Source organism: Streptomyces albireticuli (assembly GCF_002192455.1).
In the GTDB taxonomy this organism is placed as follows: Bacteria; Actinomycetota; Actinomycetes; order Streptomycetales; family Streptomycetaceae; genus Streptomyces; species Streptomyces albireticuli_B.
This window is the reverse complement of the sequence record NZ_CP021744.1, coordinates 3,017,629-3,030,930: the sequence shown is the minus strand read 5'-3', so window position 1 is coordinate 3,030,930 and position 13,302 is coordinate 3,017,629. Positions and strand designations below refer to the sequence as shown.

General features: G+C 72.8%; 14 protein-coding genes. 5 read left to right on the top strand and 9 right to left on the bottom strand.

All coding sequences use genetic code 11. The features are described from left to right. The first annotated feature begins 60 nt into the window (after window positions 1-60). Complete coding sequence (locus SMD11_RS12750; RefSeq protein WP_087926578.1) at window positions 61-1,071, top strand: LysR family transcriptional regulator; 1,011 nt, start codon at window positions 61-63, stop codon at window positions 1,069-1,071. Window positions 1,072-1,216: 145 nt separating this feature from the next. Here SMD11_RS12750 and SMD11_RS12745 read toward each other — a convergent pair whose 3' ends face one another. Then, the gene (locus SMD11_RS12745; protein ID WP_087926577.1) at window positions 1,217-1,996 is read right to left on the bottom strand and encodes an alpha/beta hydrolase; all 780 of its coding nucleotides are present in this window, start codon (window positions 1,994-1,996) and stop codon (window positions 1,217-1,219) included. A gap of 103 nt (window positions 1,997-2,099) precedes the next feature. Here SMD11_RS12745 and SMD11_RS12740 point away from each other — a divergent pair, with 103 nt between their 5' ends. After that, window positions 2,100-3,236: an adenosine deaminase gene (locus tag SMD11_RS12740; RefSeq protein WP_087926576.1), complete on the top strand. Its 1,137-nt coding sequence runs from the start codon at window positions 2,100-2,102 to the stop codon at window positions 3,234-3,236. A 165-nt stretch (window positions 3,237-3,401) separates the two neighbouring features. Then, on the top strand, window positions 3,402-3,770 hold the full coding sequence (locus SMD11_RS12735; RefSeq protein WP_087926575.1) for an ATP-binding protein: 369 nt from the start codon (window positions 3,402-3,404) through the stop codon (window positions 3,768-3,770). Window positions 3,771-3,865: 95 nt separating this feature from the next. Here SMD11_RS12735 and SMD11_RS12730 read toward each other — a convergent pair whose 3' ends face one another. From SMD11_RS12730 to afsQ1, 5 genes are all read right to left on the bottom strand, one after another. Next, window positions 3,866-4,078: a PspC domain-containing protein gene (locus SMD11_RS12730; RefSeq protein ID WP_087926574.1), complete on the bottom strand. Its 213-nt coding sequence runs from the start codon at window positions 4,076-4,078 to the stop codon at window positions 3,866-3,868. A 107-nt stretch (window positions 4,079-4,185) separates the two neighbouring features. Further along, window positions 4,186-4,740: a VanZ family protein gene (locus tag SMD11_RS12725; RefSeq protein ID WP_087926573.1), complete on the bottom strand. Its 555-nt coding sequence runs from the start codon at window positions 4,738-4,740 to the stop codon at window positions 4,186-4,188. Window positions 4,741-5,011: 271 nt separating this feature from the next. Further along, window positions 5,012-5,581 carry a hypothetical protein gene (locus SMD11_RS12720; RefSeq protein ID WP_234366009.1) on the bottom strand — a complete coding sequence of 190 codons (570 nt, stop codon included), beginning with the start codon at window positions 5,579-5,581 and terminating at the stop codon, window positions 5,012-5,014. A gap of 83 nt (window positions 5,582-5,664) precedes the next feature. Then, window positions 5,665-7,149, bottom strand: coding sequence for a sensor histidine kinase (locus SMD11_RS12715; protein ID WP_087930461.1), 1,485 nt, complete (start codon window positions 7,147-7,149; stop codon window positions 5,665-5,667). A gap of 136 nt (window positions 7,150-7,285) precedes the next feature. Next, the gene (afsQ1, locus tag SMD11_RS12710) at window positions 7,286-7,963 is read right to left on the bottom strand and encodes a two-component system response regulator AfsQ1 (RefSeq protein ID WP_199843863.1); all 678 of its coding nucleotides are present in this window, start codon (window positions 7,961-7,963) and stop codon (window positions 7,286-7,288) included. A 196-nt stretch (window positions 7,964-8,159) separates the two neighbouring features. Between afsQ1 and SMD11_RS12705 the strand changes: the two genes are divergently transcribed. Further along, a complete protein-coding gene (locus tag SMD11_RS12705) occupies window positions 8,160-8,933 on the top strand; it encodes a SigE family RNA polymerase sigma factor (RefSeq protein WP_087926571.1) in 774 nt (257 codons plus the stop codon). A 226-nt stretch (window positions 8,934-9,159) separates the two neighbouring features. On the opposite strand, the gene SMD11_RS12700 is transcribed toward SMD11_RS12705, so the two are convergent. Continuing rightward, window positions 9,160-9,816, bottom strand: coding sequence for a uridine kinase family protein (locus SMD11_RS12700; RefSeq protein ID WP_087926570.1), 657 nt, complete (start codon window positions 9,814-9,816; stop codon window positions 9,160-9,162). A 96-nt stretch (window positions 9,817-9,912) separates the two neighbouring features. Here SMD11_RS12700 and SMD11_RS35430 point away from each other — a divergent pair, with 96 nt between their 5' ends. After that, entirely contained in the window at window positions 9,913-10,575 is a 663-nt protein-coding gene (locus tag SMD11_RS35430; protein ID WP_159395287.1) for a hypothetical protein, read from the top strand. Between the two features lie 418 nt (window positions 10,576-10,993). Here SMD11_RS35430 and SMD11_RS12685 read toward each other — a convergent pair whose 3' ends face one another. Both SMD11_RS12685 and SMD11_RS12680 read right to left on the bottom strand, forming a co-directional pair. After that, window positions 10,994-11,878 (bottom strand): aldehyde dehydrogenase family protein, encoded by an 885-nt coding sequence (locus SMD11_RS12685; RefSeq protein WP_087926567.1) that lies wholly within the window; start codon window positions 11,876-11,878, stop codon window positions 10,994-10,996. Continuing rightward, on the bottom strand, window positions 11,871-13,301 hold the full coding sequence (locus SMD11_RS12680; RefSeq protein ID WP_087926566.1) for an aldehyde dehydrogenase family protein: 1,431 nt from the start codon (window positions 13,299-13,301) through the stop codon (window positions 11,871-11,873). The genes SMD11_RS12685 and SMD11_RS12680 overlap by 8 nt, the downstream gene beginning before the upstream one ends. Between the last annotated feature and the right edge of the window lies 1 nt (window position 13,302).

Sequence of the window (13,302 nt, the reverse complement as noted above, 5' to 3'; positions counted from 1 at the left end):
CCCGACCGTATGCATGTACCGCTCATGCGTCCAATGCACAAAAACGCGATAATCGATCCCATGCAGCATGACCGCAGGCCAGGGCCGTCTCTGTCACCAAGTGGCAACGAAAGCGTGACTCGGAATTTTGACAAGTCGGTAACACCTGACACTCCCGACATCAAGGCGGATTCGTGGGCGGCCACGCTCACACCGCGGCTGGCGCAGTTCGTCGCCGTGGCCCGGCACGAGCACGTTACGCGGGCCGCCCAGCAGTTGCAGATGCCGCAGTCGACGCTGAGCCGGTCGATGGTCCGGATCGAGAAGGACCTGGGGGTGGCGCTGTTCGCCCGGCACGGGCGGACGGTCTCGCTCACGGCGGCGGGCCGGGCGTTCCTGGCGTCGGTCGAGAAGGCGCTGTCGGACGTCGACCGCGCCGCCGAGTCCGTACAGGCGGACGCCGACCCGACCAGCGGCAAGGTCGCCTTCGGCTTCCTGCACACCCTCGGCTCCGAGACCGTACCCGAGCTGATCCGCGCCTTCCGGGCCGACCACCCGCGCGTGCGGTTCCAGCTGGTGCAGGGGTACGGCGAGGCGATGCTGGAGCGGCTGCGGTACGGCGACCTGGACCTGTGCCTGACCTCGCCGCTGCCCGACGCGCCGGACCTCGCGGCCCGGCGGCTGGACGAGCAGAAGCTCCGCCTCGTCGTCCCCGAGGACCACCCGCTGGCGAGCCGCAAGCGGGTCCGGCTCGCGGAGGCGGCGACGGAGCTCTTCGTGACCCTGGAGCCGGGCTACGGACTGCGCCGCATCACCGACGCGCTCTGCGCGGAGGCGGGCTTCACGCCGAAGGTCGCCTTCGAGGGCGAGGACCCGGAGACGCTGCGCGGCCTGGTCGCGGCGGGGCTCGGCGTCGGCCTGCTGCCGCCGCCGGCGGTGCCGCGGCCGGGGGTGGTGGAGCTGACGGTGACGGCGCCGCGGGCGTTCCGTGAGATCGGGGTGGCGTGGCTGGACGGGCATCCGGACACGGCGCCGGTGGCGGCGTTCAAGAAGTTCCTGCTGTCGCGGCGGGGGCAGTTGCTGCCGCGGTAGCCCGTGCCGGGCGGGCTTTTTCCCCTCCCCACCCCTTCCCGTAACCGGGGGCTGCGCCCCCGGGCCCCCTTCCGCGCTGACGCGCGGTGTCCTCAATCGCCGGACGGGCTGAAATCAGCCCGTCCGGCGATCGCGGAGGCCGGGGTCAGTACCCCAATGACGCCCCGAAGCCGGAGGCCAGCGGCATGCGCAGGCCCAGCGGCGGCGGCGCCGCCAGCGCGTCCGTCACCGGGCGCGCGTAAGGATGGCCGAAGAGCGAGCCCCGGACGAAGTCCACGGCCAGGGCCAGCACTTCCGCCCGGTGCTGGTGCAAGGCGTGTCCGTCCGAATGGACTTCGAAGCGGCAGACGTCGCGGTTGACCTTCTTCGCCCGTTCGGCGAGGCGGAAGGACAGGTCCGGATCCGTGCGCTCGTCGTTCGTGCCGTGGACCAGGAGCACCCGGCGGCCCGCGAGTTGACGTACGGGCTCGTCGTCGGCGGACGGGGCGCCCGCGGGCAGCCAGGGCGCGAGGGCGAGGACGGACGTGACCGCCGGGTGCCCGGCCGCGTGGAGGGCGGCGCGGCCGCCCATGTCCGTGCCGATCAGGCAGACGGGCACGTCGCCGTAGCGGCGTACGACCTCGTCGGCGGCCCACTCCGCGTCCCGCACCGGGTCCGCCGCGGCGCCGTTCCAGCCGCGGCAGCGGTAGCGCACGACATGGGTGACCAGCCCCTCCGGGCCGGCCGCGCGGGCCAGCCGGCGGGCCAGCGGGCGCTGGCCGGCGGTCGTCAGGGCCGACGGCCTGCGGGTTCCGGCGGCGCGTCCGCCGGGGAGCAACAGGGCCACGCCGTGCACCGAGTGCCCGGCGCCGAGCGCCTTTCCGAGGCGGGCGGCCCCGCTTCCCGGCCCGCCGGGGTCCCGCTGCGGCATCGCTTGCTGAGACATGGCAGAAACGATGGCAGAACGCCGCGTGGTGTCCACCCCGCCGATGGGTCACCTTTCCGTATCGTTCGCCGATATCTACGCGCGTAGGCGCTAGAGTGCCGAAATGACGAGCGAGACCACCTCTCAACCCACCCCCGAGCAGATCCGTCGCGCGCCCAAGGTGCTGCTGCACGACCACCTCGACGGCGGACTGCGCCCGGGCACGATCGTCGAGCTGGCCCGCGAGACGGGTTACGGCGATCTGCCCGAGACCGACCCCGACAAGCTGGGCGTCTGGTTCCGTGAGGCCGCCGACTCCGGTTCGCTGGAGCGCTATCTGGAGACCTTCGCCCACACCTGCGCCGTGATGCAGACGCGTGAGGCGCTCTTCCGGGTCGCCGCCGAGTGCGCCGAGGACCTGGCCGAGGACGGCGTCGTCTACGCCGAGGTGCGCTACGCCCCCGAGCAGCACCTGGAGGGCGGGCTCACCCTCGAAGAGGTCGTCGAAGCCGTGAACGCCGGCTTCCGCGAGGGCGAGCGACGGGCCAGGGAGAACGGTCACCGCATCCGCGTCGGCGCGCTGCTCACCGCCATGCGGCACGCCGCCCGCGCGCTGGAGATCGCCGAACTCGCCAACCGCTACCGCGACTCCGGCGTGGCCGGCTTCGACATCGCGGGTGCCGAGGCGGGCTTCCCTCCCACCCGTCACCTCGACGCCTTCGAGTACCTCAAGCGCGAGAACAACCACTTCACCATCCACGCGGGTGAGGCCTTCGGTCTGCCGTCCATCTGGCAGGCCCTCCAGTGGTGCGGCGCCGACCGGCTCGGCCACGGCGTGCGGATCACCGATGACATCGAGATCGCCGAGGACGGCACCGTCAAGCTCGGCCGGCTGGCCTCGTACGTCCGGGACAAGCGCATCCCGCTGGAGATGTGCCCGACGTCCAACCTCCAGACCGGGGCCGCCACCTCCTACGCGGAGCACCCGATCCACCTGCTGCGCAAGCTGCATTTCCGGGCGACGGTAAATACCGATAATCGTCTGATGAGCGGTACCAGCATGAGCGTGGAATTCGAGCACCTGGTGAAGACCTTCGGGTACACGCTGGACGACATGCAGTGGTTCACCGTCAACGCGATGAAGTCCGCGTTCATCCCATTCGATGAACGTCTTGCGATGATCAATGACGTGGTGAAGCCGGGCTACGCCGAGCTCAAGTCGGAATGGCTGTTCCGGCAGACCGTGACGGAAACCGCCTGACCAGCAATTCTCTTTGCCGTCGCAACGGACGGTGAATCCACGGGGAATACCGCGACAACGGCCGGGACTTCGCGTCCCGGCCGTGTCATTGATTGCGGCTCCCCGGAACTCGTGACTAGGTTGCAGTGCCGCTCCACACATCCCCGTCGCGAGGACAGAATTCAGATGAAGCAGGGAACCATCAAGACCCTCGGTGTCGCCGCGCTCGGTGTCGCCTTCTCCGCCGTGGCGGCGGGCAGCGCGTCGGCGGCGGCCCCCGTGGGCCCGGTCGAGTCGGTCACCACCACCACCGCGACGACGATGGGCGGGCTGCCCATCCAGCAGGCCGCGAAGATGTCCCCGGCGGGTGGCCCTGTGATCGCCGCCGCGGACCGGGCGGTCCAGTCCGGCATCCTGAAGTCCCCGTCCCAGGCCGTCGACAAGGCCGTGGCCCCCAGCCTGCCGCCGATGGACGCCAAGGGGAACGGCGGGCTGCTCGGCGGCCTGCCCCTCGGCATGCTGCCCTCGAACCTCACCCTGCCGGGCTCCAACTGACGCTCCTCCCGCACGCGACTACGGGCCGCGCACCCCTCTTCCGGGGTGCGCGGCCCGCCGCGTTCCGTACGGGAACGGGGAAGGTCAGCGGCGCGTCACCAGGACTGCGCCGACGTGGCGGCGGCCTTCTCGTTCGGCAGCAGCAGCCACAGCGCCAGGTACAGCAGGAACTGCGGGCCGGGCAGCAGGCACGAGACCAGGAAGATCACTCGCATCGTGGTGCGGGACGTCCCGTAGCGCTGGGCGAGACCCGCGCAGACTCCGGCGATCATCCTGTGGTTGCGAGGCCGGACCAGCGGAGCGGACATGGGGACGACCCTTCGTTCGTGGGGCCGGCACCGCCCTCGGCGGCGCCGTACGGGAGCGTTTCCCGATGACTCCACGCTACGTTCGCGGACCGGGGCGAAGCGTCGCTCTAGGGGGCGATCCGGACCCTGGGGATCGTCGGGGTCAGACCCTGAGGGGTCTCCTCCGGAAGGCGGGCCGCCGGTCGCCCCGCGTCACCCCTGCGACGGAGCCGGGCCCTTACGGCGGGCACCACGGCCAGGTGCGTGAGCGCGACGCCCGTCACGTCCAGCAGCAGCGCGTCCACGTCCAGGACCTGGCCGAGCACCCCGCTCTGCACGACCTGGAGCCCCAGCGAGATCATCGCGGCGGTGAACACGGTCCGGGTCAGCGAGCCCAGCGACGAGGCCGCGACCCTGCCTCTCGCCCACGGCAGCAGCACCCCCAGCGGGGCCAGCGGCAGCACCCCGGAACCGATCGCACGGACCGCCTCCCAGGGGCCGAGCGCCAGATCGGCGCGGAGACTCGCGAGCGGCTCCAGGTGCGCGGCGGTCACCCAGGGCGCCGTCAGCGGGCGCAGGGCCAGCCAGCCGACGGCCAGGAGATGGGCGACGAGCAGCACACACCCCGCGACGCGGTAGCGGTATCGGAGGGCGGGCGTACCGCCGTAACCATGACCCTGCACGTCCCCCAGGACGCGGGGTGCCCGTCGCGCGGTTCCGCCCGCCGGGGACGGAGAGCGGCGACCGGCGCGTGCGACGGAGCGTGACGGCGGTCAGGAAGGCGGACGGGCGCCGCGGGGACGCCCGTAACGACGCCGACCGGCGCGTACGGGCGGCTGGACGGGCGAGCGGGCGGGGGAGCGGCCGGACGGGCGCCGGACCGCGGCCGCACGCTCCGTCGCGGTCACGGCCGTCACGGCCTTCACCGCCTCGGTGCCACCGCCACCCCACCCGTCAGCCGACCTCGCTGCCCGGGATCTCCGCCGTGTCCGGGTGCGTGCGCATCCCCTCCGTGCAGGCGTAGCTCTTCGGCCGCGCCTCGCCCGGCCCGCCCAGGATCACCGTCCCCCTGCCGTCGGCCGCCGCCGTGCTCTCGTACGTGCACACCAGCTGGGCCAGCGCGACCTGCGGCAGCTCGTCCGGCTCCCGGCCCAGGCGCAGCGTGCCCGCCGGGTCGCCCGACCGCGGGCCGCCCACCGTCAGGCGCTGCGGCACGGCCGTCGTCAGCCCGGCCCCGGCCTCGCGCGCGGACGGCGTCCGGCGCAGCTCGTCGAGGAGGGCGCGGGCCACCACCACGGTGTCGCCCGGCTTGTCCGGCAGCGACACCTGGCGGGTGACGGGCACCAGCTGCGAGGCGCACGCCAGCTGTACGGTCACGGTGGCCAGCCCGGCCGGCAGGCTGCGGTCGGGGTGCGCGACGCACGAGGCCCGGGAGGGGGCGCCGCCGGCGTCCACCGGCACCGCGGTGCCGCGGATGCCGCAGCCGGACAGCGCGGGGAAGGCGCCGAGCAGCGCGAGCGCCACGGCGGCGGTCCTGATCCTCGACGCCGGCCCCGGCGTCCTCGGTTTCCCGGCCGTCCGCACGGTCCCCACGGTCCGTACCGTCCTCACTCCCCGCTCCCTTCGGCCCGGTCGCGGTCCGGCTCGCCGCCGGTCAGCTCCGACACGTCCCTGGGCAGCGTCAGCGTGAAGACCGCGCCGCCGTCCGGGGAGTTGGCGGCCGTGATCTCGCCGCCGTGGATGTGGGCGTTCTCCAGGGCGATCGACAGGCCCAGGCCACTGCCCTCGGAGCGCGGCCGCGAGGCGCTCGCCTTGTAGAAGCGGTCGAAGACGTGCGGCAGGACGTCCTCGGGGATGCCGGGGCCGTGGTCGCGCACGTCGATCCGCAGCGAGCCGTCCACCGGGCGCACCGAGACCCGCACGGGCGAGCCGCCGTGCTTGAGGGCGTTGCCGATGAGGTTGGCGAGGATGACGTCCAGGCGGCGGGGGTCGAGCCGGGCCACGATGCCCCGCTCGGCGTCCAGCTCCACCGCGTCCAGCCAGGCACGCGCGTCGATGCAGGCGGTGACCTGGTCGGCGACGTCCACGTCGTCGAGGACCAGCCGGGCCGTGCCCGCGTCGAAGCGGGTGACCTCCATCAGGTTCTCCACCAGGTCGTTCAGCCTGCGGGTCTCGCTGACGACCAGCTGCACGGCCGGCGCGATCATCGGGTCGAGGTTGTCGGCCTCGTCCTCCAGGACCTCGGTCACCGCGGTGATCGCCGTGAGCGGGGTGCGCAGCTCGTGCGACATGTCGGCGACGAACCGCCGGCTCGCCGCCTCCCGGGCGCTGAGCTCCTCGACCCGCTTCTCCAGCGACTCGGCCGTCCTGTTGAACGTCCGCGAGAGATCGGCCAGCTCGTCGGTGCCCGACACCTGGAGCCGGGTGTCCAGCTTGCCCTCGCCGAGCCGCCGCGCCGCCTCGCCGAGCCGCTGCACGGGCCGCAGCACCGTGGACGCGGCCGCCTGGGCCAGCAGCGCGGAGCCGATCAGCGCGAGGCCGGTGGCGATGCCCAGCGACCAGGCCAGCGAATTGAGGTCGGCCCGCTCGTTCTCCAGGGACTTCAGCAGATAGCCGGTCGGCCCGCCGCCGATCACCTTCGCGCCGCCCACCAGGTACGGCTTGCCGCCCAGCGTGATGCGCTGCCAGTACAGGTGGTAGGCGTAACGGTTGGAGTCGTCGACCCGGCGCTCGCGGTTCACCGCGGCCTGGAGCGACTCCGGTACGACCTTGAGCGTGAACAGGTCGCGGTCGGACGGGGCCGCGCAGGCGGTGCGCCCGGACGTGCTGATCAGCAGCACCTCGTACTTCTGCGAGGTGGCGGCCATCCGGTCGGCGGCGGCCTGGAGCTCCTGGCAGGTCGGGTTCTGCGGCAGCGAACCGGTGTTGTCCTGGAGCGACTTGTGGAAGTCGTCGAGCGCGGCGTCCTGGGTACGGGTGAGCACCGCGTCGCGGTTGAGCCAGTACGCGATCGCGGAGGCGGAGACCGCGGCGGCGAGCGCGACCAGCGCGAAGACGAGCATCAGCCGCAGCCGCAGGCTGATCCACCGCATGCTGAGCTTCAGCACGTTCCGGGCCGGAGGCCGTTCACCGGCCGGGGGCCGCTCGCGTTCACGTGCGGTGCCGGGCGTGGTGCCGGACTCTTCTGTCACTGTGCGCTCTCTGTGCTGTTGTGGCGGGCGGGGGCGGTCACTGCGGGGCGTCCAGGCGGTAGCCGACGCCGCGGACCGTACGGATCAGGGTGGGGGACGAGGGGACGTCCTCGACCTTGGCGCGCAGCCGCTGCACACAGGCGTCCACCAGGCGCGAGTCGCCCAGGTAGTCGTGCTCCCAGACCAGCCGCAGCAACTGCTGGCGCGACAGCGCCTGGCCCGGCCGCCGGCTGAGCTCCAGCAGCAGCCGCAGCTCGGTCGGGGTCAGCTGGAGGTCCTCGCCGTTCTTGGTGACCGTCATCGCGGACCGGTCGATGACCAGCGAACCGAAGGACGCCGAATCACTGGACTCCCGCTCGCCGCGGCGCAGCACCGCGCGGATCCGCGCGTCCAGCACCCGGCCCTGCACGGGCTTGACCACATAGTCGTCCGCGCCGGACTCCAGGCCGACCACGACGTCGATGTCGTCGTTGCGCGCGGTGAGCAGGATGATCGGCAGCTGGTCGGTGCGGCGGATCCGCCGGCACACCTCGAAACCGTCGATACCGGGCAGCATGACGTCCAGCACGATCAGGTCCGGGCGCTGCTCGCGCAGCATCTTCAGACCGTCCTCGCCCGTCGCCGCGGTCACCACTCGGTGACCCTGGCGGGACAGGGAGAACTCGAGAGCCGTGCGGATGGCGTCGTCGTCCTCGATCAGCAACAGGAAAGGCACGCTGGCCATTCTGGACTACGACCGGTGGGTGGTTCGACCGAAGAGGTCCCCCGCGGGGGTCCGCGGGCTGTTGCAGGGCTGTGACAGTCGGCGGACAGCGCGATGAAACTGGCCCGGCAGGCTTTGGTTCACCGGGCAAGGACCAGGCCCGGGAACGCAAACGGACCGAGCTGGCTCCACCGACGGGGGGCGCGAGATGAACACACTGCACAGCACCACGACCAGCGCAGTCATTCGCACGCGCCTGCACGACGCCGGACGGGGCCCCGAGAAGTCCGGTGCCGTGGGCGGGCGGGGGTGCGCCCGCGGCACCGGACGTGTACGGCCGCCCTACATGGTGGCGATCGACGCGATCACGTACGGGCAGACCACGGGGGTCCCCGGGGAGAACAAGGGCGCGTCCCGGCCCGGCGATGCCGCCGGAGCGGGGAAGACGGACCGGTCGGACGCCGAAGCGGCGTTCACCGCCTACGTCCAGGAGCGCCGGGCCTCCCTGTACGCGACCGCGTACCACCTGACGGGCGACCGGCACGAGGCCGAGGACCTGCTCCAGAGCGCGTTGTTCTCCACGTACCGCGCCTGGGACCGCATCAGCGACAAGGCCGCGGTCGGCGGGTACCTGCGCCGCACGATGACCAATCTGCACATCAGCGCCTGGCGCCGGCGCAAGCTCAACGAGTACCCGACCGAGGAGCTGCCGGAGACGGTGGGCGAGACGGACGCGATGCGCGGCACCGAGCTGCGCGCCGTGCTCTGGCAGGCGCTCGCCCGGCTGCCCGAGCTCCAGCGCACGATGCTCGTCCTGCGCTACTACGAGGGCCGGACGGACCCGGAGATCGCGGAGATCCTGGACATCAGCGTCGGCACGGTCAAGAGCAGCATCTGGCGCTCGCTGCGCCGGCTGCGGGACGACGAGGTCATCGGCTCCGGCCGGGGCGTCTCGGAGTCCTTCGGCGAGCTGGTGGCCTGAGAGCGGCGGACGGAGGTCCGAGGCGGCCGGGGGGCCGCGCGGGACCATCGTCCAGGGCCGTCGGGCAGAACCACGGAGGCCAAAGGGGGGCCTGGGGGGGCGCTCGGGGGAGCGTGTGGGGGCCCAGGGGGGAGCGGGAGCGGGTCGGTAACGGGCTGGGGGGCCCGGAAACCGGCCCGCTCTCGCATGTCCGGGGCGCTAACGCGCGCCCGGACGGCTCACGCGGTCAGACCCGTACGCCCTCGCGGCGGCCCGCCGCCGCGGCGGCTATCCGGCCCATGGCCGCCTCCTTGGCGCAGGCGTGGGCGCCGAGGGCGGTCTGACGGGCCACGATGCCGCGCTCGGCGCGCATCAGCCGCAGGCCGCGGCGGATCAGGGTCGGGACGGGCTTGCGGGCCTCGCGCAGGTCACGCACCAGCCGGCGGCGGAAGGTGGTGCCCGGCCGGCCGCGCAGGCACAGGGCGTCGGCGAGCACCCCGAGGTCGCGGCAGCGGTCGATGATGTCCGCGGCGAAGATTCCCTCGGCGATGAACAGCGGCGTGCGGCCGATGTCCAGCGCGCTCTCGCCCGTCCGCGAGCTGGTCGAGATGTCGTACAGCGGCACGTCCGTACGGGCCGTGCGGCACAGGTCGTCGATCGCGCGGACGGCCGCGTCCGCGTCCCACGACAGGGGCGAGTCCCAGTCGGTGCCCGAGCCGTCCGCGAGGAGCGGGAGCGTGGGGTCCGTGCCCTCCTTGTAGAAGTCGTCGAGGTTGAGGACGGGCAGCCCGGTGCGGGCCGCGAGGGACGACTTTCCGGAACCGGACGGGCCGGTCAGCAGGATGACGCGCGCGGGGGTCAGGTGGGGAGTCACGGGACACCAGTGTGAGGCATTGGGCCGCATGGGGGATCCCCCCGGGTCGGGGGATGTGCGGGGAGTCACGGTTCGGCTACGGTGCGTTGTCGTTCGCTCCGGTCACTCACTACCCGGCAGGTGCCCATGGCCTCGCACGCACGACACGCTCGTCGCTCCGCCCCCGGCCGTCCGTCCGCGCTCTCACGCGGTCTGGTGCGCGCCGGGCTGACCGTCTCCGCCGGGGCTGCGTTCGTCGCGGGCGGCGCGGGGGCCGCGAGCGCCGTGCCCGTCCAGCCGCCGCGGGCGGTCCTCGGGGACCTGGATGTAGGGGCGGGCCTGCGCGGGGCCGACATCGGGCTCCAGAAGGGCGCGGAGGGCGTCTTCAACACGATGCGTCACCTCCAGGCCAACCCGTTCGCGGAGACCAGCGCCGATCCGCTGGACAACTCGGTGAACACGCAGGTCGCCGACTTCAAGCCGGTCAGCACGGCGCCGCTGGTGGAGCCGCTGACCACCCGGGGCGGCCTGATCCAGAACCTGGCCTCCGTGGGGCCGCTGGCGCAGCTGTCGAAGGACGTGGTGCAGCCGCCGGCGCCGGGGGGTACGCCTCCGCCGCCGCTGGGTCCGGCGAAGGGGGCTCCCGCGAAGGGCGCTCCCGGGAAGGCCGCTCCCGGGAAGGGTGCGCATGCGAAGGGCGCTCCTGCGAAGGGTGCGGATCCGGCCAAGGCCGGGCCGTTGGGGCTGCCGATCGGGGGGTTGCCGGGGCCGCTGTCGAGCCTGGCGGCTCCGCCGCAGGCGGGGCGGTAGCGGGGGCCTTTTCCCCTACCCGCCCCTTCCCGGAACCGGGGCTCCGCCCCGGGCCCCGTTCCGGGCTGACGCGCGGTGGCCTCAATCGCCGGACAGGCTGAATTGCTGCCCGGAACCGAGCGGGAAGAGCTCGCGGCCTCCGCGGCCCGCCGGGCCCCTGACACAGGGGGATGACGACCTCGGGCAGGTGCGAAATCCAGCCTGGCCGGCGTTTGAGGCCACCGCGCGTCCGGGGGTCCGTGCGTCCGGGGGTCTGTGCGTCCGGGGGTCCGCGCGTCCGGGGGTCCGGGGCCCTCCCCGGTTTCGGGAAGGGGCGGGTCTGGGGAAAGCTCCGCAGGACGCGCGAACGCCGGACGAGCCGCGAGGGCCCGTCCGGCGTTCACACGTCGGGGTCCGGGGCGGAGCCCCGGGGGAACCGTCAGTACGACGAGCCGCCCGCGCCCAGCGACCCCGTCGGGTGCCAGACCGTCCGCGTCTCCAGGAACGCCGTCATGCGCTCCGTACCCGGGTCTGCGGTCCAGTCCGCGGGACGCGGGCGAAGGACGCGCTTCAGGTTGTCCGCCGCCGCGATCTCCAGCTCCTTGGCGAATTCCGCGTCCGCCCCCGCCAGGTCGATCGCGTTGACGTCCTGGTGCGAGGCCAGCGTCGGGGCCATCTCGGCCGTGCGGCCGGACAGGATGTTCACGACGCCGCCCGGGACGTCGGACGTGGCGAGCACCTCGCCCAGCGACAGGGCGGGCAGCGGGGCCTTCTCGGAGGCCACCACGACCACGGTGTTGCCGGTGGCGATCGCCGGGGCGATCACCGAGACCAGGCCGAGGAACGACGACTCCTGCGGCGCGAGCACGGCGACGACGCCGGTCGGCTCGGTGGCGGAGACGTTGAAGAACGGGCCCGCGACCGGGTTGGTGGAGCCGGTGATCTGGCCGATCTTGTCGGTCCAGCCCGCGTACCAGACCCAGCGGTCGATGGCGGCGTCGACGACCGCGGCCGCCTTCGCCTTCGACAGCCCCTCGGCGTCGGCCACCTCGCGCACGAACTGGTCCTTGCGGCCCTCCAGCATCTCGGCGACGCGGTAGAGCACCTGGCCGCGGTTGTACGCGGTCGCGCCCGACCAGCCGCCGACGGCCTTACGGGCCGCGACGACCGCGTCCCGGGCGTCCTTACGGGAGGACTGCGGGGCGTTGGCCAGCCAGTTGCCCTTGGAGTCGGTCACCTCGTACACCCGCCCGCTCTCGGACCGGGGGAACTTGCCCCCGACGAACAGCTTGTAGGTCTTGAAGACAGTCAAGCGCTCAGACATCGAGGTACGCCTCCAGGCCGTGGCGACCGCCCTCGCGGCCGAAACCCGACTCCTTGAAGCCGCCGAACGGCGAGGTCGGGTCGAACTTGTTGAACGTGTTGGCCCAGACGACGCCCGCGCGCAGCTTGCTCGCGACGGCCAGCATCCGCGAGCCCTTCTCCGTCCAGATGCCGGCGGAGAGGCCGTACTGCGAGTTGTTCGCCTTGGCGACCGCCTCGTCGGGGGTGCGGAAGCTCAGCACCGACAGCACCGGGCCGAAGATCTCCTCGCGGGCGATCCGGTGGGCCTGGGTGACGTTGGTGAACAGCGTCGGCGCGAACCAGTAGCCCGCCGAGGGCAGCTCGCACGCCGGGGCCCAGCGCTCGGCGCCCTCGGCCTCGCCGCTGTCGGCCAGCTCGGTGATCCGGGCCAGCTGCTCGGCGGAGTTGATCGCGCCGATGTCGGTGTTCTTGTCCAGCGGGTCGCCCAGGCGCAGCGTCGACAGACGGCGCTTGAGGGAGTCCAGCAGCTCGTCCTGGATCGACTCCTGGACCAGCAGGCGGGAGCCCGCGCAGCAGACCTGGCCCTGGTTGAAGAAGATGCCCTGGACGATGCCCTCGACGGCCTGGTCGATGGGCGCGTCGTCGAAGACGATGTTGGCGCCCTTGCCGCCCAGCTCCAGCGTGAGCTTCTTGTCCGAGCCGGCGACCGTACGGGCGATGGCCTTGCCGACCGCCGTGGAGCCGGTGAACGCGACCTTGTTCACGCCCTCGTGCGCGACGAGCGCGGCGCCCGTGGTGCCGTCACCCGTGACGATGTTGACGACGCCCTTGGGCAGGCCCGCCTGGCGGCAGATGTCCGCGAAGAACAGCGCGGAGAGCGGGGTGGTCTCGGCCGGCTTCAGCACGACCGTGTTGCCCGTCGCCAGCGCCGGGGCGATCTTCCACGCCAGCATCAGGAGCGGGAAGTTCCAGGGGATGACCTGGCCCGCGACGCCCAGCGGGCGGGGGTTCGCGCCGTAGCCCGCGTGGTCGAGCTTGTCGGCCCAGCCCGCGTAGTAGAAGAAGTGCGCGGCGACCAGGGGGAGGTCCGCGTCGCGGGTCTCCTTGATCGGCTTGCCGTTGTCCAGGGTCTCCAGGACGGCCAGCTCGCGGCTGCGCTCCTGGATGATCCGGGCGATGCGGAAGAGGTACTTGGCGCGCTCGGAGCCCGGCAGCGCGGACCACTTCTCGAACGCCTTGCGGGCCGCCTTCACGGCGCGGTCCACGTCCTCGGCGGAGCCGTGCGCGACCTCGGAGAGCACCTCCTCGGAGGAGGGGCTCACGGTCTTGAAGACCTTGCCGCCGGTGGCCTCGGTGAACTCGCCGTCGATGAACAGGCCGTAGGACGGCGCGATGTCGACGACCGAACGCGACTCGGGCGCGGGTGCGTAAGTGAAAGACATG